The 25,296-nt window shown below is 64.7% G+C and carries 21 protein-coding genes and 1 pseudogene; 4 read left to right on the top strand and 18 right to left on the bottom strand.

The features are described from left to right. Positions 1-28: 28 nt before the first annotated feature. Positions 29-1,585, bottom strand: coding sequence for a methyl-accepting chemotaxis protein (locus QYH69_RS15470; protein ID WP_308832742.1), 1,557 nt, complete (start codon positions 1,583-1,585; stop codon positions 29-31). A 400-nt stretch (positions 1,586-1,985) separates the two neighbouring features. Between QYH69_RS15470 and QYH69_RS15465 the strand changes: the two genes are divergently transcribed. Further along, positions 1,986-2,252, top strand: a complete 267-nt coding sequence (locus QYH69_RS15465; RefSeq protein ID WP_308832741.1) for a DUF4148 domain-containing protein — start codon at positions 1,986-1,988, stop codon at positions 2,250-2,252. Positions 2,253-2,363: 111 nt separating this feature from the next. On the opposite strand, the gene QYH69_RS15460 is transcribed toward QYH69_RS15465, so the two are convergent. Further along, positions 2,364-2,924: a cytochrome b/b6 domain-containing protein gene (locus tag QYH69_RS15460; protein WP_308832740.1), complete on the bottom strand. Its 561-nt coding sequence runs from the start codon at positions 2,922-2,924 to the stop codon at positions 2,364-2,366. 44 nt (positions 2,925-2,968) lie between these two features. Further along, positions 2,969-3,232: a PepSY domain-containing protein gene (locus tag QYH69_RS15455; protein ID WP_308832739.1), complete on the bottom strand. Its 264-nt coding sequence runs from the start codon at positions 3,230-3,232 to the stop codon at positions 2,969-2,971. Positions 3,233-3,491: 259 nt separating this feature from the next. Here QYH69_RS15455 and QYH69_RS15450 point away from each other — a divergent pair, with 259 nt between their 5' ends. Further along, the gene (locus QYH69_RS15450) at positions 3,492-4,892 is read left to right on the top strand and encodes a DHA2 family efflux MFS transporter permease subunit (protein WP_308832879.1); all 1,401 of its coding nucleotides are present in this window, start codon (positions 3,492-3,494) and stop codon (positions 4,890-4,892) included. On the opposite strand, the gene QYH69_RS15445 is transcribed toward QYH69_RS15450, so the two are convergent. The 6 genes and pseudogenes from QYH69_RS15445 to pgaA form a co-directional block, all read right to left on the bottom strand. Further along, the gene (locus QYH69_RS15445; RefSeq protein ID WP_308832738.1) at positions 4,889-6,124 is read right to left on the bottom strand and encodes a hypothetical protein; all 1,236 of its coding nucleotides are present in this window, start codon (positions 6,122-6,124) and stop codon (positions 4,889-4,891) included. The genes QYH69_RS15450 and QYH69_RS15445 overlap by 4 nt on opposite strands. Beyond that, a complete protein-coding gene (glmS, locus tag QYH69_RS15440; protein ID WP_308832737.1) occupies positions 6,125-7,954 on the bottom strand; it encodes a glutamine--fructose-6-phosphate transaminase (isomerizing) in 1,830 nt (609 codons plus the stop codon). It abuts the gene before it with no gap. Between the two features lie 21 nt (positions 7,955-7,975). After that, positions 7,976-8,440 carry a hypothetical protein gene (locus QYH69_RS15435; RefSeq protein ID WP_308832736.1) on the bottom strand — a complete coding sequence of 155 codons (465 nt, stop codon included), beginning with the start codon at positions 8,438-8,440 and terminating at the stop codon, positions 7,976-7,978. A gap of 21 nt (positions 8,441-8,461) precedes the next feature. Further along, a pseudogene (pgaC, locus tag QYH69_RS15430) lies at positions 8,462-9,798 on the bottom strand (poly-beta-1,6-N-acetyl-D-glucosamine synthase). A gap of 68 nt (positions 9,799-9,866) precedes the next feature. Further along, positions 9,867-11,933: a poly-beta-1,6-N-acetyl-D-glucosamine N-deacetylase PgaB gene (gene pgaB / locus QYH69_RS15425; protein WP_308832735.1), complete on the bottom strand. Its 2,067-nt coding sequence runs from the start codon at positions 11,931-11,933 to the stop codon at positions 9,867-9,869. A gap of 6 nt (positions 11,934-11,939) precedes the next feature. After that, positions 11,940-13,970 (bottom strand): poly-beta-1,6 N-acetyl-D-glucosamine export porin PgaA, encoded by a 2,031-nt coding sequence (gene pgaA / locus QYH69_RS15420; RefSeq protein WP_308832734.1) that lies wholly within the window; start codon positions 13,968-13,970, stop codon positions 11,940-11,942. A gap of 891 nt (positions 13,971-14,861) precedes the next feature. Here pgaA and QYH69_RS15415 point away from each other — a divergent pair. Beyond that, positions 14,862-15,359: a universal stress protein gene (locus QYH69_RS15415; protein WP_308832733.1), complete on the top strand. Its 498-nt coding sequence runs from the start codon at positions 14,862-14,864 to the stop codon at positions 15,357-15,359. A 54-nt stretch (positions 15,360-15,413) separates the two neighbouring features. Here the strand turns inward: QYH69_RS15415 and QYH69_RS15410 are convergent, their stop codons facing one another. The 7 genes from QYH69_RS15410 to QYH69_RS15380 form a co-directional block, all read right to left on the bottom strand. Further along, positions 15,414-16,121: a DUF899 family protein gene (locus tag QYH69_RS15410; RefSeq protein ID WP_308832732.1), complete on the bottom strand. Its 708-nt coding sequence runs from the start codon at positions 16,119-16,121 to the stop codon at positions 15,414-15,416. A 41-nt stretch (positions 16,122-16,162) separates the two neighbouring features. Next, the gene (locus tag QYH69_RS15405) at positions 16,163-16,822 is read right to left on the bottom strand and encodes a glutathione S-transferase family protein (protein ID WP_308832731.1); all 660 of its coding nucleotides are present in this window, start codon (positions 16,820-16,822) and stop codon (positions 16,163-16,165) included. 121 nt (positions 16,823-16,943) lie between these two features. After that, the gene (locus QYH69_RS15400) at positions 16,944-18,203 is read right to left on the bottom strand and encodes a Zn-dependent hydrolase (protein WP_308832730.1); all 1,260 of its coding nucleotides are present in this window, start codon (positions 18,201-18,203) and stop codon (positions 16,944-16,946) included. 72 nt (positions 18,204-18,275) lie between these two features. After that, entirely contained in the window at positions 18,276-19,190 is a 915-nt protein-coding gene (locus tag QYH69_RS15395; protein ID WP_308832729.1) for an SDR family NAD(P)-dependent oxidoreductase, read from the bottom strand. A 139-nt stretch (positions 19,191-19,329) separates the two neighbouring features. Continuing rightward, entirely contained in the window at positions 19,330-20,235 is a 906-nt protein-coding gene (locus QYH69_RS15390) for a ketopantoate reductase family protein (RefSeq protein WP_308832728.1), read from the bottom strand. A 180-nt stretch (positions 20,236-20,415) separates the two neighbouring features. After that, a complete protein-coding gene (locus tag QYH69_RS15385) occupies positions 20,416-21,369 on the bottom strand; it encodes a YihY/virulence factor BrkB family protein (RefSeq protein WP_308832727.1) in 954 nt (317 codons plus the stop codon). A 145-nt stretch (positions 21,370-21,514) separates the two neighbouring features. Next, the gene (locus QYH69_RS15380; protein ID WP_308832726.1) at positions 21,515-21,772 is read right to left on the bottom strand and encodes a DUF2934 domain-containing protein; all 258 of its coding nucleotides are present in this window, start codon (positions 21,770-21,772) and stop codon (positions 21,515-21,517) included. A gap of 341 nt (positions 21,773-22,113) precedes the next feature. Between QYH69_RS15380 and QYH69_RS15375 the strand changes: the two genes are divergently transcribed. Then, on the top strand, positions 22,114-22,626 hold the full coding sequence (locus QYH69_RS15375) for a Dps family protein (RefSeq protein ID WP_075157940.1): 513 nt from the start codon (positions 22,114-22,116) through the stop codon (positions 22,624-22,626). 214 nt (positions 22,627-22,840) lie between these two features. On the opposite strand, the gene QYH69_RS15370 is transcribed toward QYH69_RS15375, so the two are convergent. Continuing rightward, on the bottom strand, positions 22,841-24,331 hold the full coding sequence (locus tag QYH69_RS15370) for an efflux transporter outer membrane subunit (protein WP_308832878.1): 1,491 nt from the start codon (positions 24,329-24,331) through the stop codon (positions 22,841-22,843). A 1-nt stretch (position 24,332) separates the two neighbouring features. Beyond that, a partial coding sequence (locus tag QYH69_RS15365; protein ID WP_308832725.1) for an efflux RND transporter periplasmic adaptor subunit occupies positions 24,333-25,296 on the bottom strand: 964 nt, incomplete at its 5' end.

Raw genomic sequence — 25,296 nt, 5'->3', positions numbered from 1 at the left:
GCCTCATCATGGGCAGCGGCCCTTTTCGTTAGAACGCCTGCGCGCCGGTCCTGAACACACTGACCACGCCGTTCATCCGCTCGGCCTGTTCGCGCAACGACGCCGCCGCGGCCGCCGCCTGCTCGACGAGCGCCGCATTCTGTTGCGTGACCGAATCCATTTGCGTCACCGCCTGCGTGACCTGCTCGATCCCGTCGCTCTGCTCTTCCGATGCCGCGGAAATCTCGACGGTGATCTCGGTCACGCGCCGCACCGCCTCGTTGATCTCGTCCATCGTCCTGCCCGCGCGGCCCACCAGTTGCGTGCCGTTGCCGACGCGTTCGACCGATTTGTCGATCAGCGCCTTGATCTCTTTCGCCGCGGCCCCGCTGCGCTGCGCGAGCGTGCGCACCTCGCCGGCCACGACCGCGAAGCCGCGCCCATCCTCGCCCGCGCGCGCCGCTTCGACCGCCGCGTTCAGCGCGAGAATATTCGTCTGGAACGCGATGCCTTCGATCACGCCGATGATGTCGGCGATCTGCTGCGAGCTGCCGTTGATCTCGTCCATCGTCGACACGACCTGTGAAATCACGTCACTGCCCGTCTGGGCGACGCTCGTCGCCTCGCGCGCGAGGTTCGTCGCCTGACGCGCGTTCTCGGTGTTCTGACGCACGGTCGACGTCAGTTCGGTCATGCTCGAAGCGGTTTCGCCGAGCGACGCGGCCTGCTCCTCGGTCCGCTGCGACAGATCGATATTGCCGGCCGAGATCTGTTTGGTCGCCGTGGCGATCGACTGCGCGCTGTCTCGCACCGTGGTGATCGTCTCGGTAAGCCTCGTCTGCATCGTCTGCAGCCCTTCCATCAGGCGGCCCATTTCATCGCGCGAGCGCACTTCGATGCGATGGCTCAGGTCGCCGTCGGCGATCCGGCGGAACTGCAGCAACGCCTCGCCGAGCGGCCCCGCGATCGATTTCTGCAGCGTATACCAGGCGAACACCGCCATCGCGAGCCCGACGGCGAGGCCCGCCGCCGCGATCACGAGAATCGCGTCGAAACGCTTTTGCGCCGCCTCGTAGAGCGCGCGCGCCTGGTCGGCCTGCATCGCCTCGAGTTGCATGGTGCGGTCGGTCACCTCGTTGAAAGGCGCGGTCATCCTGTGCGAGATCAGATCGCTCAAGGCCGCCGCATCGTGCCGATCGATCGCCGCGTAGACCTGCGCGACCGGTCCGGACATCGCTTCGGCACGCTTCGCTTCAACCTCGTCGCTCAGGCGCATCTCGTCGGCGGCTGCGGGCAGGGCGCGGTAGGTTTGCCATGCCTTGTCGGCAGTGTCGAACTGCTCTTTCGCGCGCTGCCGCAGATTTGCGACGTCCGGGCTATCGGGCTGCGCGGCGATGCGATCGAGCACGAGGCGTCCGCGTGCAACGTAAAAATCGTATTTGCCGAGTGCGATCGCCGACGCGAGCTGATCCGTATACAGCTCCTTCTGATCGTTGTTGCTCATCGCGATGCCGACGACGCCGAGGATTGCGCCGACGATCATCAGCAAGCCGAGAAATCCCATCGCAAGAGCGAGACGGATACGGATCGTGATATTTCTGAACATGAAAACCCTCAGGAAGAGAAAGCGCAACGAAAGGTCGCGCGCTACGGAATGAATCCGTTCTCTTCGGGTTTACGGCAGCGCGTCCACGATGTGTAGAACGATGTGACGACGGGTCGTCACAGAATCGGCGCGTTGTTTGCGCCAGATCAAATTTGCATGCACGAATACGGGACGCGACGTTGTGCCTTTCGCTTCGGTCAACGCGATTTCGCGCAATGCCGGCCGCGTGATGCGCCCCACGAAGCGCGTGCGATTCGACGGGAAGCATTCGTTCCTTGAAGTGTTGTGAAAGAGGCCGCGCTATCGTCGACACGATGTCCCATCGAGGGCATAGGCGACGACGACGGCTGGCCCCTCGTCATCGTTGTACCTGCAACTGCTTTGAGGAAAGGAGAATCTGATGAAAAACATCCGTCTCGCTGCTGTCTGCGCATCGGCGCTCGTATTCGTTTCGTTCGGCGCGCATGCGCAATCGTCAAGAGTGACGCGCGCCCAGGTCAATGCGGAACTCGCGCAACTGTCGGCCGCCGGCTATAACGGCGAAAAGGTGACCTATCCGGACCATCTGCAAGCCACTGAACGCCGCATCGAAGCGTCGGGCTCAGCGCAAATGAACAATGCCGCCGGCAGTTATGGCGGCGTCGCACCGGGCACTTCGGCGCAGTAACTCGAGCACGCATCGACACGACGCAACGTATCAACTGAACGCGGCCGCCCTCACCAGCGCCCAGCCGCAAATAACAAGGCAGCACACGCAATGCGCGCCATGCTGCCTTCGTCAATCCCACCGCCCCCTGTTTCGCCGCGCATCGCTGCGCGCGTGCCTGCATTTATAGCCGGTCAACATGGCGGCGATCAGATTCTCGCGTGTCCAGACGCTCATCACGATCGCAGCGGCGATATGGACACATACGCAGACTTCGAGCGCGACCGCGAGCAGCGTGTGCATTTCCGCGGGCCAGTCCTCGCCCCAGAACGCATCGAGGCGCATCAGCCAGCCCGTCAATGCAAGCGCGACGACCAGCGCCCACATCGTCAGCGCCATCAATGCGCCAAGCGGATTGTGCGACAGATGATGCGCGGGCCGGCCCGATGCCAGCGAGCGCAGATACGCAAGCAGGCGCGAACGTGCGGGCCACCACGCGGAAAAGCGCGCGTAACGCGTGCCGACAACGCCCCACACGAAACGCGCACCGACCAATGCAGCCGCCGCATAGCCAAGCTTCCGATGCAGCGGATCGGTCGGACCGAACAGATTCCAGATCACGATGCCCGCGACGACCCAGTGCGTGACACGCACCCACCAGTCCCAGACGCGGATTCGAGCAGTGTCGGACATCGCGGGCATCAGGAAAAGTTATCGCACGCTCGATTTCGCCGGCTTCAATCGATCTCCGACTTCACGACGTCGAGCGTTTTCGTATCGAAGTAAATTTCCACCTTCCTGCCCTCCTTGTCGGTGCCGTAGATCTCGTAGCAGTGGCCGTCGACCTTGAATTTCCTGATCTTGTAGCCCTGCCCTTCGAGCTGGGCGCGAGCGTCGGACTCTTTCATCCATTCGTCTTTCGGATGCGCGGTGCAGTCCGCCTTCGCGAACGCGGCCCCCGAAAAACCAAGCGCCGCGATCACCGTAATCAGTTTGAGCATTTGCAACCTCATTGTTAGTCAATCGAAAGCAGACTGTGCCACAAATGAGAACAGCTCTCAATAAGACTATTCAACAGTTGATGAGAGATGCTTCTGACTGTTCGAGTTGTGTTAAGCGGGTTTTCCATAAGCGCGATTCCCGCTAAAATGTCGACACTTCCGCCGAAGTTGCGTCGCGATCCGCCCCCTCCCGCCGGTCCCGGGCAACGCATTCTTCGGCTAGCCCACGGCGCGACGCATGCTCGCCCAATCGTTTCCCATGACCGAAGATTCCAGGCACACCGCGTTGCTATGGATCGTCGCTACCGGCTTCTTCATGCAAGCGCTGGACACGACGATCGTCAACACCGCTTTACCGTCTATTGCCCACAGCCTGGGCGTCCCCGCACTCGCGATGCAGCCGATCGTCGTCGCGTACACACTTACGATGGCTCTGCTGACCCCGGCATCGGGCTGGCTCGCCGACCGGTTCGGCACGCGGCGCGTTTATTTCGTCGCGATCCTGCTGTTCGTGATCGGTTCGTTGTGCTGCTCGAGCGCGCATACGCTCGGCCAACTGATACTCGCGCGCGTGCTGCAAGGCGTCGGGGGATCGATGCTGCTGCCGATCGGGCGCCTCGCCGTGCTGCGCACGATCACCGGCGAGCAATACGTATCGGCGCTTGCGCTGATCTCGGTGGCGGGTCAGGTCGGTCCGATTCTCGGCCCGACGCTCGGCGGCTGGTTCGTCGAAGCGTTCTCGTGGCACTGGATCTTCCTGATCAACGTGCCGATCGGCGCGCTCGGCGTGATCGCGGTGAACCGCTATCTGCCCGACGGCACATCGCGCGACGCGCCGCCGTTCGATGTGGTCGGCGGCGCGCTGCTGTCGCTGTGCATGGTCGCATGCTCGCTTGCGATCGACGTGCCGATGCAGACGCATCGCGCCGCATGGTCGGCAGGGCTTTTCGTGCTGGGACTCGCAGCGGCGCTCGTCTATATCCCGTACGCGCGGCAAGCGAAGAATCCGCTGTTCCGCCTCGGGCTTTTTCGCGAGCCGAACTTCAGCGTCGGGCTGATCGGCAATCTCGTATGCCGGATCGGTTCGAGCGCCGTGCCGTTTCTCGTGCCCTTGCTGCTGCAGCTGCAACTCGGCTATACGCCGCTGCATTCCGGGCTCATGATGCTGCCGTCCGCGCTGGCGGGCACGCTCGCGAAACGCTGGATCGCGCCGCTGATCCGGCGCTACGGCTACGAAGCGTTCCTGCTCGTGAACACGCTGATCGTCGGCAGTTCGATCGTTGCGTTCGCGCTGTTTTCGCGCGGCACGCCGATCGCGATCGAGATCGCCGTGCTGGCGATCTTCGGCGCGGCGAACTCGATGCAGTTCGCCGCGATGAACAGCGTAACGTTGAAGGGGCTCACGATCGCCGACGCAGGCAGCGGCAATAGCCTCTTTTCGATGGTGCAGATGCTCGCGATCGGCCTGGGCGTGTCGATCGGCGGCGGCCTCGTCAATCTGTTTACCGATCAATGGGGTTCGGCCGCGCTCGGCTTCAGGCTCAGCTTCGCGTGCGTCGGGGCGATCACACTCGTGTCGGCACTCGTGTTCCGGCGCATCGACAACGAAACGGGGCGTCCTGTGCCGATCGCCGCGCGCGCCGCGCCTCGCCAGGGCTAACGCGATCCGAACGCCTGGCGCCCGCAGCGGTCCGCCGCCGTCGCGGGCCGCATCGCCTTCAGATCGAACTCCGCTTCTTTCGGCCCCTGCTGCGTGAGCGTGATCCAATGCAGCGCGGTAGGCGAGCGGACCAGCCCGATGCTGCCTGTCTCGCCCCACTTGACCGGCGAACGCTGCGCGCCGGCCAGTTCGATCGACGAAGCGCCGAGCTTCAGATCGAGCAGACGCCCGTCCTGAGCCGGCACATACGCATGATCGCCGACCACGGCGATGCTCGACTCGCGCACCGACGCGGGCATGCACGCGAGCGTCGCGGACGTCGCGCCCGTTTCGTCGATCAACTGCGCGAAGCCCTTGCCGTCGAAGCCCGTCGCCACCACCAGAAACCGATCGAGCGCCGGCACGTACGCGGCCGCATACGTGTAATAGCGCAAGCTCGGCGCCAGCACGCGTGCTTCCGTGAGCGAGCCGTCTTCGGGATCGAATACGGCCGACTTCAACCGCGCGTACGTTGCGCCCGGCACGAACTGCTGCCAGATCAGCAATGCGTGCGTGGGCGACCCGGCAATCATCGGCCACCATTCGCGCACGCGCGGCGCAACGTCGACCGACTTCAGCAGCGTGCCGTCCTCATCGTAGGTTTTCAGATAAACGCCGTTGCCGGTGCCGAGATTGTCGACCCCGCCGCCGTCGATCCAATCGTCGGAGTAAAACACGACGAAGCGCGACCCGACCGCCGCCACATGGCCCGAATGCCCGCCCACTTTGACGTCGACCGGATAGGCCTTCACGGCGTCGAGCCCGGACGTGTACACACCGTAACGCTGGTTCACTTCGCTCGCCGTATTCCATCCGTCCTCGAAGCTGACGATCACGCGGCCCGTATCGTTCTGCGCGATCGACACCGGCTCCTGCGCTTCAGGACGACTGATGAAAATGCGCGGCGTCTCCAGATTGCGCTGCAGCGGCGACCAGCGCGCGACGTATACATCATGCGTCCAGTTGCGGTCGCGCCCCGGTCCACGCGGCGGCAAACCCGAACTGCTGAAAAACACCCACAAGTTGCCGTTCCCGTCGCTCGCCGCACCGATGCCATGCATATACGAACGCGGATCGACGGCCGCCGGCCGCGCGCGGCTCGCGCCTTTGCTGCCCGCCATCGATAGCGGAGCACACAGACAGACGCCGAGCAGCGCGGCGGCGACCAGCACCTTTCGCATGTTCAGGTTCACTCACTCCACCGTGACGGACTTCGCGAGATTGCGGGGCTTGTCGACGTCGGTGCCGCGCACGCACGCCGTGTGATATGCAAGCAGTTGCAACGGCACGACATGCAATATAGGCGACAGCGGCCCGTAGTGCGCGGGCAGCCGGATCACGTTGACGCCTTCCTCGCGGTCGATCGGCGCATCTTCGTCGGCGAACGCGTAGAGCAGGCCGCCGCGCGCCCGCACTTCCTGAATATTCGACTTCAGTTTCTCGACAAGCGCATCGTTCGGCACGATCGTCACGACCGGCATCTCGTTCGTGACGATCGCCAGCGGCCCGTGCTTCAGTTCGCCAGCCGGATAGGCCTCCGCATGCACGTACGAGATCTCCTTCAGCTTCAGCGCACCTTCGAGCGCGATCGGATAATGGAGTCCGCGCCCGAGGAACAGCGCATGATCGCGACGCGCGAACTCTTCGGCCCAGCGCTCGATCTGCGGTTCGAGCGCGAGCACGCTGTTTACCGCAGCCGGCAGATGATGCAGTTGCTCGAGCCAGCGCGTCTCGTGTTCGGCATCGGCGATGCCGCGCTGTTTCGAAAACGTCGCGGCGAGCATGAACAGCGCGACCAGTTGCGTCGTAAATGCCTTCGTCGACGCGACGCCGATCTCGGGCCCGGCGCCGGTCAGATACTGCAGGTCGGTCAGGCGCATCATCGAGCTGTGCCCGACGTTGCAGATCGCCAGCGAATGGTTGTGGCCAAGCTGCTGTGCATGTTTGAGCGCGGCGAGCGTATCGGCAGTCTCGCCCGACTGGGACACGACGACCACGAGCGCGCGCGGATTCACGACGCTGTCGCGATAGCGGTATTCGCTTGCCACTTCGACCTGCGTCGGCAGACCCGCCAGCGACTCGAACCAGTATTTCGCCGTCAGCGCCGAGTAGTAGCTCGTTCCGCACGCGAGAATCAGCAGCGAATCGACCTGCTCGAACACACGTTGCGCGTTGGCGCCGAATAGCGCCGGCGTCAATGCATTGACACGCTCGGTCGCATCGGCAAGCACCGACGGCTGCTCGAAAATCTCCTTCTGCATGTAGTGCCGGTACGGCCCGAGTTCGGTCGTGAAATGGCTCGCGCGCTGCGTCTGCACGTCGCGGCGCACCACTTCGCCGCCGCAATCGACGATTTTCACCGCTTCGCACGTGAGCACCGCAACGTCGCCCTCCTCGAGATAGACGAAACGGTCCGCGGTGCCGGCGAGCGCCATCGGGTCCGACGCGAGATAGTTGCCGCGGTCGGTCAGGCCGACGACGAGCGGCGAGCCCACGCGCGCGCCGATCACGAGACCCGGGTCGCTCTTCGCGAACACAGCGATCGCGTAGGCGCCGCGCAGCCTGCGCAGCGCGCGCCGCACGGCGACGAGCAGGTCGCGCGTCGGATCCTGCTTGCGCGTGTGATGAATCAGATGCGCGATCACCTCGGTATCGGTCTCCGAGTCGAACGCGTAGCCGAGCGTCTTCAGTTCCTTGCGCAGCGCATCGTGGTTCTCGATGATGCCGTTATGCACGAGCACGATTTCGCCGCATGAAAAGATCGGATGCGCATTGTCGGTGACCGGCGCGCCATGCGTCGCCCAGCGCGTATGCGCAACGCCGATCGTGCCCGACAGGCCTGCGTAATCGACCTGCTCCGAAAGGTTCGCGACGCGCTCGACGCTGCGCACGCGGCGCGGCACGCCATGCTGCAACACGGCGACGCCGCACGAGTCGTAGCCCCGGTATTCGAGGCGCCGCAGCCCTTCGGTAAGCACCGGCACGACATCACGCCTCGCCACTGCTCCCACTATCCCGCACATAGTGTTTTCTCCCTCTTATGATCACGCGGCTTGCCGCGCGTATTCAGGCATCGAGACGACGCGGGAAATCATCCCGTCGTCATCGTGATAGGCGACGAGGCAGCGGCCCGCCGCGAGCGTGACCGGCAACTCCGGTTGCAGCGGCGCCGCGGCCGCGTCTGCAGCGCGCGCGCCGTCATGCATGCGGCGCAGCCGCCCCGAATGAAACAGGTCGATCTGGCGCGCGATGGTCCAGACGATCAGCGTTGCGCTGACCGCCGCCACGCCGACGATGATCGGCACGAACGCTTCGAGCGACACCTCCTCGGGTGTCGCATGCTCGAGACACCAGCGGATATAGCGGACCGCGAGAAACCAGATGCCGAACACGAGCAGCGGACGCACTACGCGATACCACGCGACAAACTGCCACGCGCGGCTACGCGTGCACTGCGTTTCGAACTCTGCGACAGACTGCTTCGATACGTCGATAATCGGGAAAGTCATGATTGGCCTCCATGTGGGGGGTTAGCTGCTCTGATCGACTTCGAGCGCATTGCTGTACGACGTGTGTGCCGCGAGTTCCGGCGCGGCGCTGCCGGCGGCAAGCACAGTGCCCGCACGAATTCCCCGATCGGGGCTGATCCAGCGCGCGCGCTTGCGCCGCTTCATCGCGACGCTCGGCAGAGCAATCACCGACGCGATCATGCTGATCGCCCAGAACGCGGCCGGATACCAGACGGTGTCCGCGAAATAGCGCATGAGGTTGCTGTCGTAGCGGCGATCGATGAGGCAGCCGATCAGAATCTGCAGGCAGCAGGTGAGGAACAGCAAAATGCCGGTGCCGCGCGGCACGAAGCCGAAGCGCCACGCTTCAGGCATCGGCAGCAGCGCGTTGCAGGCCATGATCGCGAGCGTAAACAGCATGCAGTACGCCCACACGATACTGACCGCATACTCGGCGAAGATCGGCCACATCATCAGATTGCGGCGCGAAAGCACTTCGCCCGCGTACTTGAACAGCACCTGAATGCCGCCCTTCGCCCAGCGCAGCCGCTGCCGGTATAGCCCGCGGAACGTCTCGGGCATCAGGATCCAGCTCAGCGCGCGCGACTCGAAGTGGATCAGCCAGCCGCTCACCTGCAGCTTCCAGCTGATATCGATGTCCTCGGTCAGCATGTCCGAGCTCCAGTAGCCGACTTCCTGCAGCGCGCGCTTGCGGAACATCGAGACGACGCCGGACACCGTCAGCAAGCGGCCGTACATGTGCTGCGTACGCTTGATGAGGCCGACGATCGACGAGAATTCGCCCACCTGCATGCGGCCGAGCAGCGACGAACGCGTGCGGATCCGCGGGTTGCCGGTCACCGCGCCCACCGATGCGTTATCGAGGAAATGGCGCAGCATCCAGCCTATCGCTTCCTCGTCGAGCAGCGAGTCGCCGTCGATACACATCAGATACTCCGAAGTCGGATCGTAGCCATGTCGTTCTGTGAGCCAAGGAGTTGGTAGAATGTTTTGTCTTCCTAAGACCGCTTGGCCTCCGACTTATAGACGTTGACGAGCTCGTTCAGGATCGTACCGGTCTCGTCGCGGCTGCCGTCGTTGATCGCGATAATGTCGTAGTTCGGATAGTTGAGCCTGTCGAGGCTCGCGATCACCTCGCGCACGTTGTCGGCCTCGTTGTAGCAAGGCACGACCACCGACACCTTCGGATAGCTCGTGAGCGCCGGCGCGGCCAGCTTGCCGCCGTCCTTGCGTTCGACGAGCAGGTAATGCAACAGGCCTCCGACCATCCACAGATACGCCATCAGCAACGGATAGTAGAAGACGAAGTTCGAAATCAGGTCCATCGCGTTTTTCATTGTTTTCCCCTATTTGCCGGGCCGGCCCGGGGGCCGGTCGCGAAGACCGGCCCCGCGGACGCGTAGGGTCAACCCAGCATCCCCTGGTTCGAGCGCAACGTGCTTTGCACCGACATCACATCGCGCAGCATCGTGGTGTCCGGCTGGTTTGCGATGAAGTTGTCGGGCCCGTAACCGAGATGCACGACGCCCGCCGCATTGAGCCGCTTCATTTGCGCGCGCAGCAGGTTCGATGCAATCGGCTGCTGCGTCGCCGGGTCGACAGCCGGCAACTCGAACACTGTCTTGGTCCCGGCTTTCGGGTGCGCGAGCACCGTCTTCGTCAGCGAATCGAGCCAGCTGTTCGTGGCGCGCGCTTCGCGGCCGGCCGCGGCGCCCGCTGCGCGGGTTGCGGCCTGATCGGGAAAGGCGGCCAGCGCGACGAAGTCGTAGTTCGTGACGAACACGTCGAGGTTCTGCGCGAAATGGCGCTCGGCATCGTCATCGAATACGGCTTCGGCCGACAGCGCGCGCACGGTCAGCACATTGCCGCCGCCCTGGTACGCGCGCACGCGTTGCGCCAGCTCCTGCGTGAACGCGGTCAGATACATCGTCTTGGCGCTCGCCCAGTGACGCATGAGGCCGTCGGACGCATGGATGTGCGCGATATCGCGCGGCAGGCCCCACGTCGCATAGGTGTCGGTCGCAGCGAGGCTCACGTCTTCATATTCGTTGAGCGTCGCGTCCTCGCCGAACACAACGCCGTTGAAGCTCGCATAGCGCGTGAGGTCGTCGTAGATGTCGACGATCGTCGCGCGCGCGGTTTCGTCGAACGGACTCAGGCGCTGCACGCGCGCATTGCCCATCGCGTTTTCAACGACGCGCCCGGCAGCCGGATGGCCCGCCGGCAACTGGAACGCGAGCAGCGGCATGCGTGCGTAGACCTGCACGCCCGCGCGCGTGATCAGCTGCCACGCAACGCGATTGAACAGGTCCGCGCGCATCGGCATATGGCGGCTCGGGAAATACACGGCGCGTGCCACACCCGTGCCGTCCGGATCCGAATACGCTTTCAGATAAACCGATTTCGGTTCGAGATCCTTGATGCGGTCGAGCAGCCGGCCGAGCTTGTCCTCGCTCTTCGCCGGGTCCGGGTCGTACAGCTCGTCGAGCGACACGTTGACGACGCGCTCCACCGGATTCTTTTCGCCGCGATACGCGCGCGCCACGCGCATCTGGCCGATCAGCGTGCCGACGTCCCAGTCGTACGAAACAAGCAGGCGGCGCACTTTCGTGAGCGGCACGTCCGGCGTATTCGGGCCGTCGTCGAGCGTGAAATGCACGCCCATGCCGAGCGCCTGCGACGCTTCGATCAGCGTCTGGTTGTACATGCCGTACGGCCACACCGCGGAACGCACCTTGACGCCGGTCTTCGCCTGTATCAGCCCGACGCTGTGCTCGAGATCTCCGTGAATGCGCGCGCGATATTCGTCGTCGGTTTCGTAGCGCTGCAGTTCCGGGTAGTACAGGTGCGCGCTCGCCGCCGGCAGCTCGTTGCCTTGCGGGTTCGCCAGCGCGCCGTGATGCATGTCGTGCGTGTGCGACGCAACTTCGACGAGACCCGAGTCGGCCATTTCGCGCAGGTTGTCCCAGCTCATGAAGTAGCCGGGCTCCATCACCGACTTGTGGCTGATGCGCACGGGTTCTCCCGCCGGCGTATCGGTCCAGCGCGTGACCACGCCGATCAGCGCCGGATAGTTGTACTGCTTGAGCAACGGGAACGCGCGCGTGTACTGGCTCCTGTACGCGTCGTCGAAGGTCAGCAGCACGGCACGCGGCGGCAGACGCGGACCGCCGTTGCGCGAGGCGAGAATCTGATCGACGCTCACAGGGTGGAAGTTATTGCCCTTGAGCCACGCGAACAGCATGTTCAGCGTGGCCGTGCTGATCGCGCAGGTATCGGCCACCGAGCCGATGTCGGCATGCAGGTCGTCGCGTATGTCGTGAATCGCGAGTACGCGGAAGGTCAGACCGTCGTCGGCATCGGGCTGCGGCAACAGATCGAGGTTGAAGCGCGATTGCGCCGCCTGGGCGGCAGGCACGGCCGACAGCGCGGCGGCGAAAGCGAGAAAGCGTCTGCGATTGAGCTTGTCCATGGTGGCTCACAAGGGAATGTTGAGGTTCAGGTAGATCAGCTTGCTGGTTTCGCGGGTACGGTCCATCCGCTGGCTTGCCACCCCGATTCCGTAGGCGAGCGTGGCCTGCGTACCGAGCTGCCATGCCTGCTCGAGACGCACTTCCCACAACGCGCTGTCGCCGACGTTGCTCTGCCGGTATCCGCCGAACGTCGCGTACACGCGTTGCGCAAACGACTTGTCCGCGTTGCGCCACGGCGTCCACTGGTACATCGCGGTGACCTGAGCGGTGTATTCGCGCGGCGGACTGAAATAGACGGTATTGGTCACCGTGTTGCTGCTCGTGTTGAACTCGACCCACGTCGAAATCTGATGACTCGGCGTATTGAGGAACCGCTCGTACCAGATCGCCGCCCACTGCTGGTTCAGGTTCGTATCGCTGTAGCGGCCGACGCCATACGCGAGATCGAAGTAGCGGCGGTCGTCGACCGAATAGCGCGCGCTCGCGCCGAGCGTGCGGCCCGTGATGCCGGCCTGATACGCTTTCCACGGCAAACCGTTGCTGTTCGTATCGAAGCCCGCCTGGAAATGCCAGTGGTCGTCGAGCGCGTAGCCGAAGGTGCCCGCGGCGCCCGTGTACGAGTTGCCGCCCGTCGAATGGTCGACCTCGGCTGCCGCATCGATGCCGTTCAGCCGAAAGTCGGCGCCGATGCCGTTACGCACGCGGCTCACGCTGTCGCCGTCGCCGGTATCCGCGCGGCCGCTGAACTGATGCGCGAACACGCGCCAGTACTTCGCGATGGGCTGCGAATACAGTTGCGTGTCGACTCCCCAGTCGTTGTCGGCGATCACCGAGTTGCCCTTCTGCCCGTTCGCCGCCACGATCAGCTGAGGGCTCTTGTAGGCCTCGTAATCGCGCTGGAATTTCCTGACTGTGTTGTTGTCGGGGAACTGGTCGGCGAACGTCGCATTGACCTCGGCCGCGCGGTCGTACTGATTCAGCTGCAGCGCGGTCTCGCCGAGACCGGCGAGCGTCTCGATGTCGCCGGGGTGGTCGACGAGCGTGCCCGCATAGAGCCTTTCGGCTTCGCGCGGCCGCTGCTGAATGAGCGACGCGTCGGAACGCGCGCTGATCAGCGCGGGGTCGAACGGCGCTTCGTGACGCAGCGTGTCGAGCGCTTCGACGCCTTCGCGCGTGCGGTCCGTATACAACAGGTACTGCGCCTGCAGCTTTTTCACGCGGCCATAGTCTTCGTTGACGTCTTCCGGGTGCTCGGAAAGATCGGCGCGAATCGGCGTGCTCGCGGAAATCTGCTTCAGCAGTTGCTGCGCGTTGTCGTAGCGGCCCGAATCGAGGTACGCGAAGAAAAGCCCTTCCTGCACGTCGATGCGCTTCAACACATGCGGCTCGACCGAGGGCGTGAGCGGATCGACCGGCGTTTGCAGCGCGCGTTCGTAAGCGGGTGCCGCGCGCCGCGGTTTGTCGAGATACGTGTACGCATCGCCGGCGGCCGCATAGGTGCGCGCGGGCAGCGGCTCTTTCGAGATCGTCAGCTGTTCGTAGAGCGCGGTGGCTTCCTTCATGCGGCCGACGCCCTGCAATGCACCGACCCGCTCGGCAAGCACGGCGCGGCGAACTTCGGCGTATTCGTCGCCCTCGGGAATGCGCGCGAGCATGTCGTCGATATGAGCCAGGGCCGACTTCATCTGGGAAAGCCGGTCGGGGTCGTCGCTTGCGATTGCCTGCTGCCGGCCCCAATGCACTTCGGTCACCACGACAAGCGATTCGATCTGCAACAGGTCCTTCCGCGAAAACGCATCGGGACGCTTGCGCGCCTGTTCAAGCGCGACCTGCGGCGAGCCGCCGTCCGCCAGTTCGAATACCTGTCTGCGAATCTGGTCGCGTTCGGTCATGATCTGGCCTTCGGCGACATTCCCCGGTGAATCCGCTGCGGCACTGGGCTGCGCGGCGCAGTAGTCGCGCGCGAGCAGCGCCAGCAGCAAGGCAGTCGCCTTGACTGCGGCGCGCATGCGTCGGCTAGAGCGTCTGTTTTTCATGGTTCCTCGCTTGTCGGAGCCGCGCTCCAGACAAAAGAACCCCCCGCGCCATATTTGGCACGACTGAAAAACATCGGGGAATTCCTGGTCTCGCGTGCGGCGTTTATGTACAGCGCTACCCGGTGTCTCTTCGAACGCTATACCTCGGGTTAGCGCGGGCACCCCATAAGCGAGGTCTGTGCCAGAGCAATACCGCCCTTTTGCCGACAAGGGAAACATTGCAGGCCATCGACGTGCTTCGTGAGCATGCCGAAGAAACGTTTCATCGATGAAAGTACGCCAGCGTACACAGCGCAATGACCAGGCCGGCCGCGCGCGTTCCTGCAGGAGGATTTGCGCGGGGGAAACCGCGCACACATTGAAGGTGGCTTGCGCGCACGACCGGCCGCAAAAAGCGTTTCATCAATGAACAGTCCGTTGAAAAGCGGGCCGGATTCGTCAGCGGATACAAGGCGGGTTGCACCGGCAAAACCGCACATTCGCGCATGAATGATTTGCTGAATTCGTTTCAGGTCAGGAAACAATGACCGGCGCCGCGCTAAACCGCAAATAAAACACTTTCGAGAACGGATTTTCCCGGTATGCAATACGCGTGACCCCAATTTCCTCGCACGCAACGCCATATGTTCGTTCGCGCACAGAACGGGCGGGCGTCGAAAGCTTAATGTCTCGCTCGCGAAGTCGAATTGTTGTGTTGCAACGCGCATGGCCGTCGCGATGCGCGGCAACCGGGTGCCTCTAATTTTTCGCTAATTCGCCGCGCCGATCATGCAGGTCATGGATTCGGGTAACCGTTTCAGGTCACCCCTCGGTTAGCCCCGGTTAGTTCTTCGGGCTAGCCCGAGATATCGCCAGGAATCCTGCGGCAGGACATGAAAGCGAGGCGCCCAAATGTACAGGCACATTCTGGTAGCAGTCGGAACCCGTTCCGATTCGATCACGCTGGAAGCAGCACTCCGGCTCGCGCACGAAACCGGCGCGCGAGTCACCGCACTGCATGTCGTCGATCCGGTACCGCCGTATGCGGGCGCCGAGACCTGCGACTTCAGCGCGGCATTCGAAGCACTGGACGCATACGGGCAAGCAGTCGAAGCGCGCTGCCTCGAGGCGATTCGTCGGTCCGGCTGTGCAGGCGACGCACGCTCGATCGTGCTGCCGATGAGCGGCGTCACGGTCGGCCGCGCGATAGCCGAACACGCGCGCGAGATCGGCGCGGATCTGCTTGTCGTCGGTAACCGGAGGGCGTCTTTCCTGAGCTTCTTGCGCGAGAATCTGTATAAGGAACTGCGGCGCCATACCGATACGCCGGTGCTCGTCGCGACCGATGCGCTGCCGGCCGCCGCGGGCCGCGCGCTCGCGCTGCGGCCGCGTTATGCGCGGACCGTTTGATGCCCGATGTTCGCGCGGCGCCGCGCGGTAACGGCGGCAGGTACCGGCTGGAGACTAGCGGTACTCGAGTTTCGGATACCAGTCGGTCCCGCGCCCTTCGGGCGTCAGGTCCAGAATGGTCCATAGCGGCATCGGGTCCGGCGCGCCGCGCGGGTCCTGACCCGGGTCAGCCGTCGCAAAGCCCATCTCGCCGCCCCAGAAATGGCGGATCGTGCCGTCGCGACGCGTAAACACGTTGAGCGCGGGCTCGTCGCCGCCTTCCTGCGAGATCGCGTGATAGTCGCGGCTGAAGTTGCCGTTCAGGTCCGAGTACAACGGCAGGTCTCGCCAGCCGCGTGCCTTCGTGAACGCGAGTATTTTCTGAAGCGGCGAGCGCGCGACGACTGCCATCGCCACGCGCTGCTGCACATCGGCCGCTTCGCCTTCCCATGCGCTTAACAACGACGTGCACATCGGGCACGGACGCTCGCGCTGCGGACCGAACATATAGCTGTAGACGACCAGCGTCTGCTTATCGCCGAAGAGCGCCGCGAAATCGACCGCGCCCTGCTCGCCTTCGAAGCGATAGTCGCCGGTCACCGCGCCGCCGGGCGGCAAGGTGCGGCGCAACGCGGCCACGCGCTCGATGGACCGGCGCAGTTCGATCTCTTCGGCAAGCAGTGCGTTGCGGGCGCGCCGGTAATCGGCGCTTTCATTCGGGAACGTCACGGTGTTGCGTTGAGCGAGTTCGACGGCGGGAACGAGGGTTGGAGTGTTCGCCATATCAGTCTCCTGTAAAAGTGCTCGATGCGGGGTTGAACGATTCAATCGCGCTCTGGCGCGCCCAGCGGAAAAAGCGGCCGGTATGGCCGCGCTTCGTCGACCGCGCGGGCGAATGAAGGCCGCGCGAGCAGCCGCTGCCGGTATGCAATCACATTCGGAAATGCGGCGCCGATCCGATGCGTCCAATCCGCATAAAACAGGGAAGGCGCGGCCGCGCAGTCGGCAAGGCTGAAGTGCTCGCCCGCGGCCCAGGTGCGATTCGCCATCGTGCGGTCGAGCCATCCGTAGGCCGTGTCGAGCATCGCGCGCGCGTCGGCGACGCCGCGCATATCGCGCTCGGCTTCGGGCCGCAACGCATCGAAAACGATCTTCTGCTGCGGCGTCGAGACGTAATTGTCGAAGAAGCGGTCCATGCTCCGCACTTCGATCGCGGCATCGCGATCATCAGGCACGAGCTGTACCGGGCCCGGATAGTGCAGGCCCAGATATTCGATGATGACGGTCGACTCGATGACCGTGCGACCCTCGTCGACGAGCAGCGGAAAGCGCCTGATCGGCCAAAGCGCCGCGAATTCCGCGGTCGATTGCGGATTGTCGGGAGAAAGCTCGCGCCATTCGAACGGCGTGCCGTTCTCATAGAGCGCGACCAGAACCTTCTGGCAGTACGAAGAGAAAGGGTGGGCGTAGAGCTTGAGCGTCATCGTGTGTCACCTCCGGCGAACGTGCGTGAGTCAGGGCCTTTCAACCAGACGACGAACGAAGCCGCAGGAAGTCGACACGCGGGCGAAAGATTTCGCCCCCGGCCGACATCGCTACGCGTTTTTACCTGGCCGCGCGCCGGTCCACCGCCTCCTGCAAGATCGACGCCGCCGCAGCGGCCGCGACCTCGCAACCGAGCACGATATGCTCGTCGGCCGTGTTCTCGGTGAAATCGTGACTGATGCCGCCGATGCTCGGCACGAACATCATGCAGGCGGGCAGATGCGCCGCGAGTATCTGCGCATCGTGCGCGGCGCCGCTCGGCATGCGCACCGAACGGCCGGGCGCGAGCGCCTGCGCGGCACGGGCAACGTGCTCCTGTAATGCAGCGTCCATTGACACGGGCTCGATCGCTTTCTCGAGCGCGGCAAGCGCGACGCCGACCGGCCCACGCGCGTCGAACTCGCGCACGAGCGCGGCAAGCGCCGCTTCCATTGCGGCGAGACGTTCGGCGCTGCCGTCGCGGAACTGCAAATGGAGGTCCGCCTGACCGGGCACGACGCTCAGCGATCCGGGTTCGAGATCGATGCGGCCGACGGTCCACACGGTATCGGCATCGGCGAGCGCGCAAAACGCGTCGTCCATGCGCGCGATGAACGCGACGAGCGCCGCGCCCGCATCGCGGCGAATCGACATCGGCGTCGTGCCTGCGTGATTGCGCTGGCCGGTGAAACGCACGCGCAGTTCGCGCATGCCGACGATCGTCGTGACGACGCCGATCGCATGACCGCTCGCTTCGAGCCGCCCGCCCTGCTCGATATGCGGCTCGAAACAGGCGATATGGCGCCCGCGCTCGAGATGCGCGCGCGGCCGTCCCGCGAGTCCGGCCGCGCGCAGCGCGTCGTGCAGCAACTGCCCGTCACGGTTGCGGGCGCAACGGATTGCTTCGTCGACCGATGCGTCGTGCTCGCCAGCCACGAAGCTGCGGCTGCCGAGAAACCCTGAAAACGTGCCCTCTTCGTCGATCCACGATGCGACGTCGAGCGCGAGATGCCGCGTGTCGTCGCTTTCGGCGAGCGCGCGCGCGATTTCCAGACCGTAGATCACGCCGAGCGCGCCATCGAGCCAGCCGCCGGTCGGCTGCGTATCGGTATGCGAACCGATCAGCAGCGCGGGCCCGGCCTGGCGTGAGCGGCCGAACACATTGCCGACGCCGTCGATCTGCGCGTCGAGCCCGGCCTCGCTCATGCGCTCCGCGAGCCAGCGGCGCGATTCGATATCGACGCGCGACAACGCAAGCCGCACGACGCCGGGTCCGGTCGCACCGAAGCTGCGCAGCGTGCGCAGGTCGCCGAGCAGGCGTTCGGGATTGATGGTCGGCAAGAGACGGTTCTCCTTCAGTGGATCGGTTTCGACCGGTCGGCGTGCCGCGCGATCGAGCAGCGACCCGGCCGCTCAGCGCTGCTTGACAAACGCTTCGAAAGCGGCCGCGTAATCGGGATGCCAGCGCGACAGCGGCGGCCGGTTTTCGACGATATCGCCGGCCGCCCACAGAATGCGCCGTTCGTCGAGCGAGCGCGGCACGTCGTTGTCGGGACACAGAATATAGAAATCGCCGGCCGCGAGGCGCGTCATCATGAAGTCGACGGTCTGCTCCGCGGTCCATGCGCCGGCCGGCTTCTCGGTGCGCTCGCGCCGCGTGAGATCGGTGAACACGAAGCCGGGAATCAGCAGATGCGCGCTGATCCGGCCGTCCGCCGTATTGCGCAACTCATGCTGCAGCGCTTCGGTGAAAGCCTTCAGGCCGGCTTTCGCGACGTTGTATGCGGGGTCGCCCGGCGGCGTCGTGATGCCCTGCTTCGAGCCCGTGTTGATGACGAGACCGGGCCGGCCGCGTTCGATCATCGCGGGCACGAACGTCTGCGTGCCGTGAATCACGCCCCACAGATTGACGCCGAGAATGCGCTGCCAGTGGTCGCCAGGACCGAACATCGTGCTGCCGATCTGAATGCCCGCGTTGTTCATCAGCACGTCGGTGCCGCCGAAGCGCTCGCGCACGGCCGTCTGCAGGCGTTGCACGTCTTCGATGCGGCTCACGTCGGTCTGCTGTGCGAATACGTCTTCGTTGCCGTGTGCGGCGACTGCGGCGATCTGATCGACTGCGTGTGCGAGACGCTCGGCGCCGAGATCGGCGATGCACACGCGCAGTCCGAGTTGCGCGAAACGCTTTGCGGCCGCGAGGCCGATACCGGCGGCGCCGCCGGTAATGACGGCGACAGCGCCCGGTTTGAGCGCAGCGTGAATTGCCGGGTTGCCTGCGGAATGAGTGGCTGCGGAATGAGCGGCGGCTTGAGTGGTGGAATCAGTCATCGGGACCTCGTTGGCGCGGGGACCGCGACACCGGTGCCGCGGTTCCGGTTCAGAAAAAGCAATGTGGCCGACGATGCTAGCACGAAGCATCGCCATGCATCGCCGCGCATTGCAGTGAATGGCCGGGCATCACCGTCGTTCATTCGGCCGTGCCGCTCTGCCCGCTTTCAACGAGCTTCACGAGCGTATGCAACACGCGATTGGCCGGCGTCGCGACACCGAGCGCCGCGCCACGCCGCACGACATATCCGTTCAGGTGATCGATTTCGCTGTGTCGGCCGCGCGCGAGGTCCTGCGCCGTCGACGAATACTGGCCGGCCATCGTCTCGGCAATGCGGCGCACCGCAACGTCGATATCGCCGGGAATGACGACGCGATCGGCCTGCGCCACGGCGACGCATTCGTCGACGACGTCGCGCATCACGCCGGTCACGCCCTCGCGCTGCACGAGCTGACCGTACGGCAATTGCGCGAGCGCCGACATCGCGTTATATGCGCAATTGAGAATCAGCTTCGCCCACAGCGCGCCGCGCACGTTATCGGAAATCTCGGTGGGCACGCCGGCATCGATCAGCGCGCGCGCCACGGCATCGCTCGCAGGCGACGGCTCGATCACGAGCTCACCGCGGCCGTTGTGCCTGACATGACCGGGGCCGGCCATTCCGGCCGCGACATAGACGACGGCCGCCGCCACCTGCTGCGCAACGTGCTCGCGCACGCGCTGCGCATTGTCGACGCCGTTTTGCAGCGACAGGATCAGCGCGTCGGCGGCGAGATGCGGACGCAGCTGCTGCGCGGCAGCTTCGGTATCGGTGGACTTCACGCAGAACAGCACGAGCTGCGCGCCCTTTGCAGCGCTCGTTTCGGTGCTGGCTTCGGCACGCACGAATTCGTCGAAGCTTTGCGTGTCGAGCCGCAAGCCGTGCGCGCGAATCGCATCGACATGCTGCGCGCGGCCGATCAACACGACATCGTGGCCCGCGCGCGCGAGCATGCCGCCGTAATAGCAGCCTACGGCGCCCGCGCCCATCACGGCGATTCTCATTCTGGTCTCCTTCCCGTCGAATCCCGAAGCCGGGGCGACACGCGCTTACGCCCGCACGCCGCCCGCGGCGAAAGCGGCAACGGTAGCATACGATGTCGCGCCGGGAACAGCGCCGCCAGAACGCCTTGCGGATGGATCAGCGCCGGGCGCGGTGCCGGGCGCCGTGCGCCATGTGCCGCGCTACTGCGTATGCATCGGTGCGGGCGGCTCAGGCGGTTCGGGCGAGCGCGGTGAAGAAATACGCGCAGGTGCGCCAAGCCGCTCGTATTCGGCAATCAGTTGCGCCCCGAACAGCAGCAATGTCGCGAGCGCTTCGAGGCTGAACAGCACGACGATCGCGGTCGCAAGCGACCCATAGACGACATTGACCTGCGACAGCGTCGCAAAGTACCAGACGAGCACGCGCCGCGTAATCTCCCACAGCACCGCAGCGGTTACCGCGCCCATCAGCGCGTGACGCGGCGTCGGCCGCCCGACCGGAATCACGAGATAGATGGCGGTCAGCACGAACACCTCGCCCGCGACGCCAAGCAGATACAGCACCGCACGCACCGCGCCGGTCAGCGAGATCGCGTGCCCGAACAGCACGACACCATCGGTCGCCACGGCCTGCAGACTGCTCGTGACGAGCGTGACGATCAGCACGCCGATGCCGAGCGAAAGACTGAAACAGTAAGGAACGATCGCCGAGACAAGAAAGTGCCGGCGCCGGATGGCCACACGATGCACGAAGATGATCGACAGCGCGTTCTCGAGCACCGTGAATGCAAGCGAACTGAAAAAGATCATCGTGACGAGCAGCAGCCAGCCGACTACATTGCGATGCGCAAGAAAGTTCGCGAGTTCGCTCACGATCGCGCGCGATTGCCCCGGTATCAGCCACTCGAGCAGGCGCGCAAGCGAATCGAGCAGTCTCGCTTCGCCGACGAAATGCGAGAACGCAATCGCGACGAGAATCAGCAGCGGCACGATCGACAGCAGCGCGTAATACGCCACCGCACCGGCGAGCAGCAAACCCTGATTCGCACGGAACGCCTTCAACGCAATCCACACGAAACGGGCCGGATGCATGGCGACGAAGCGCAGCGCATCGTTGCGCAGCGCGTTGTGGAACGTGTTCCTCAGCGTCGTCATGGTGCGCTCCCACGGTGAAGAGCCCGCGCGGCCCGTGCACCGCGCGGCGTTTGTAACGCTTACGCATGCCGCGATGAATCATGTTGCACGCGTTTGCGCGTTTTTGCGCGCTTTTTACGCGCTTTTTGTCCGCCTCGTGCGTCGACTATCTGGCCCGCTTTGCACGCGGCGATGCGGCCTGCCCCGCTGTGTCGTCCGGATCGTCCTGCGGCACGGCGTCTTCGAGCGTGCGCTTTTTCGATTGATCAGCGGAAATGGGCGCCGGCTCGTCGCCGCCTTCGGCGTCGATCTGCCTGCGCGCCTTCTCCCAGTATTCTTCGGCCCGGCCATCCGGCGCACCGTCCTGTTCCCACAAGTGATATGCGCGTTCGCGGATACGTTCGTCGCTATGCTCGTTCGCCATGGTTGCCGCCCTCCCGATGAGTTTCCGTGGCCGCGCCGTCGACGCAAACGCAACAGTGCGTTCGCGCGGCGCGGGCTTGTCCGACCGCTCAGCATCCGCTATACCCAAACATGCAGACGGCCGCATCGGACGAATCGCAGTGGCACGCAATCTGCATCGTGCGCGCCGCCCGGATTCGTGCGAATCGGCAAAACGCCGTTCGTGCCGCAATACGCGGTCGCGCGTGTCGCGCGATGCTCGACAGTCGAACCGCCGCAACCGGCTCTCGCACCCCGCAGTCGTATCCTGACATCACGGCCGCGCTACCTTGTTCGAACCGACACTCCATCGAGGAAAAAACCATGACCCAAAGCACAAGCAAGCAAGTCAAAGCCCCGCTGCATACGCCGTCCGGTCTCTCGCAGGAAGCCGTTGCCAATGTGTCCGGCGCGCTCAATCCGCTGCTCGCCGACACGTTCGCGCTCTATCTGAAGACGAAGAATTTTCACTGGCACATGTCCGGCCCGCATTTCCGCGACTATCACCTGCTGCTCGACGAGCAGGGCGAACAGATCTTCGCGATGACCGACGATATCGCCGAACGCGTGCGCAAGATCGGCGGCACCACGTTACGCTCGATCGGCCATATCGCGAAGCTGCAGCGCGTGCGCGACAACGATCAGACCTTCGTGCCGCCGCACGAAATGCTCGCCGAACTGCGCGACGACAATCTCGCGCTGGCCGCGCATATGCGCGAAGCGCACGAAGTGTGCGACGAAGCCGGCGATGTCGCGAGCGCGAGCGAGCTGGAAAACTGGATCGACGAAGCGGAGCGCCGCGCGTGGTTCCTGTTCGAGGCAACGCGTACCGAGTAGGCCGTCGGCAAGCGATGTGCCGGACGGTACACGTGCAAAGGCCCGCGAAATAACTGATCGCGGGCCTTTGTCGTTTCCGCAGCGATGCGTTCGCTGCGATTATCTGACCGCGGAACACTGAGCGCGGCACACTGAGCGCGGCACACTGAGCGCGGCACACTGAGCGCGGCACATGAGCGTGCCAAACTGAGCGTGCCGAACTGAGCGCGGCGCCTCACTTGCCGGCGTTTTGCGGCGCTTTCTGATCCGCCTCGGCGACGAGCGCGGGCGCCATCGCCGCCTGTTCGAGCTGATCGGTCGACCAGCCGCCGCCGACCGCGCGAATCAGTTGCACGTTGGCGCTCAGTTGCCGCGTCTGGATCTGAAGCGCCGATATTTCGGCATCGAGCGCGGCGGTCTGCGCGGTGACGACGTCGAGATAGCCGACCGCGCCCTGCTTGTACTGCGTCAGCGCAAGCGAAAGCGCGCGTTCGGCCGCCGCGGCCGCATCCTTCTGCTGCTGCAACGCCGTGCCGAGATCCGACAGCAGCGACAGATTGTCTTCGACCTGCTGGAACGCCGTGAGCACGACGCCGCGATAACGCGCGCCCGCTTCGCTGGTGGCTGCCTTCGCCGCTTCGAGCTGGCCGCGCCGGAAACCGCCGTCGAAAATATACTGCGCGAGCTGCGGACCGACGGCCCAGAAAAAGTTCGGCGCGCTAAAGAAGCTTGCGTACGCGGAACTCTGCAGGCCGCCTTGCGCAGTCAGTGTCAGCGACGGGAAATACGCCGCGCGCGCGACGCCGATCTTCGCGTTCGCTTCGGCCACGCGCCGCTCGGCGGCGGCGATGTCGGGCCGCCGCTGCAGCAGCACCGACGGCACCCCCACGGGAATGGCCGGCAGCGGCAGATTCGCCGTCGATTCGGGCAGCGTGAACTCGGACGCCGACGCGCCGACCAGCACCGCAATCGCATGCTCGAACAACGCGCGCTGCGCGAGCGTCTGCGACAGTTGCGATTGCGCGGACGACAGCTGCGTCTTCGCACGTTCGACGTCGAGCCCCGCGACGATGCCGCCGCCATGCAGCGCTTCGGTCAATTGCAGCGCCTTCGTGAACGCGACGACGGTCTGACGCAGCAACGCAGTCTGCTGATCGAGCCCGCGCAACTGCACGTAACTATCGGCCAGCTGCGCCTGCAAGCTCAGCTGCACCGACGCGAGATCGGCCTGCGTCGCCAGCGCTTCGTCCTTGCCGGCCTGCACGGTATCGCGCACCCGGCCCCACAGGTCGACGTCGTAGTTGACCGCGCCGCCAAGCGTAATCGCGTTGTAGTAGTCCGGACCGCCCGAGCGCAGCGGCCGCGTCGCCGATTGCCGCTCGCGAAACAGCGACGGGTTCAGCGTCACGCTCGGATACAGATCCGCGCTGACCTGCGTAACGAATGCCTGGGCCTGCTGATAGTGCGCGTACGCCGCTTCGAGATCGGTGTTGTGTTCGAGCAGGCGCTTCTCGAGATCGCCGAGCTGCGCGTCGTCGTACATGTTCCACCAGCCGTCGCGGTTGAGCCGGTCGCCGGGCTTCGCGCTGACCCACGGCCCGGTGATCCGGTATTGCGCGGCGACCGGCGACGGCGGCACCTTGTAGTCGGGCGCGAGCGAGCAGCCGGCGACGAGCATCGCGACCGCAGCGGCAAGCGGCGCGCTGCGCATAACGGCGTTGACCATGTTAGCCATGAGCCGCCTTCTTGCCGCCGGCTGCAATCGCCACCTTGTCGCCTTCGGCCAGACCGTCGGGCGGCGCATCGATCACGCGGTCGGTCGGCAGCAGGCCGGAACCGATCTCGACCGCATCGCCAAGGTCGCGCGCAATCGTCACGCGCTTGTACACCACGTGGTCGCCCTGTCCGACTGTCGCAATACGCAAACCATGACTGTCGAACAGCAGCGCGCTGGCCGGCACGCGCAACGCGTCCGGCGCGACCGGCAGCTTGAACTGCACGCTCGCGAAGCCGCCCGGCAACAGCTTGCCCGCGCTGTTGTCGACGAGCAGCTGCACGAGCGTCGAGCCCGACGCTGCATTGACCGAATCGGCCGACGCGACCACCCGCGCCGGGAACTGCTCGTTCGGATACGCGGGCACCGTGAGCATCGCGATCGTGCCTGCATGCACGATCGGCGCGTAGTTCTGCGGCACCTGCACGTACACGCGCAACTGCCTGACGTCGGACACCTGGAACAGCTCCTGGCCGACGCCGCCGCTGCCCGCATTGATCAGCGCGCCGATATCGGTATCGCGCGCGGTCACGACGCCGTCGAACGGCGCGACGATGCGCGCGAACGACTTGGTCGCGACGAGCCGGTCCAGATTGGCTTGCGCGGCGTCGACGAGCGCCTTCTTCGCCGCATAGTCGCCGTTGCGCGTATCGACGTCCTGCTGCGCGACGGCGTCGGTGCCGAGCATCGCGCGCCAGCGCTTCGCGGTGGTCTCCGCGAGATCGGCGTTGGCCTTCGCCGTTTGCAGATCCGCTTTCGCCTGAATCAGTTGCTGGTCGATTTCAGGCGTTTCGATCACGGCAAGCAGTTGCCCCGCCTTCACGTGTCCGCCGATATCGACGTAAGTCGGATCGTAGCCATGTCGTTCTGTGAGCCAAGGAGTTGGTAGAATGTTTTGTCTTCCTAAGACCGCTTGG

This window comes from Paraburkholderia sp. SARCC-3016 (genome assembly GCF_031119615.1).
GTDB lineage: Bacteria > Pseudomonadota > Gammaproteobacteria > Burkholderiales > Burkholderiaceae > Paraburkholderia.
This window is presented reverse-complemented; position numbering and strand designations above follow the sequence as displayed.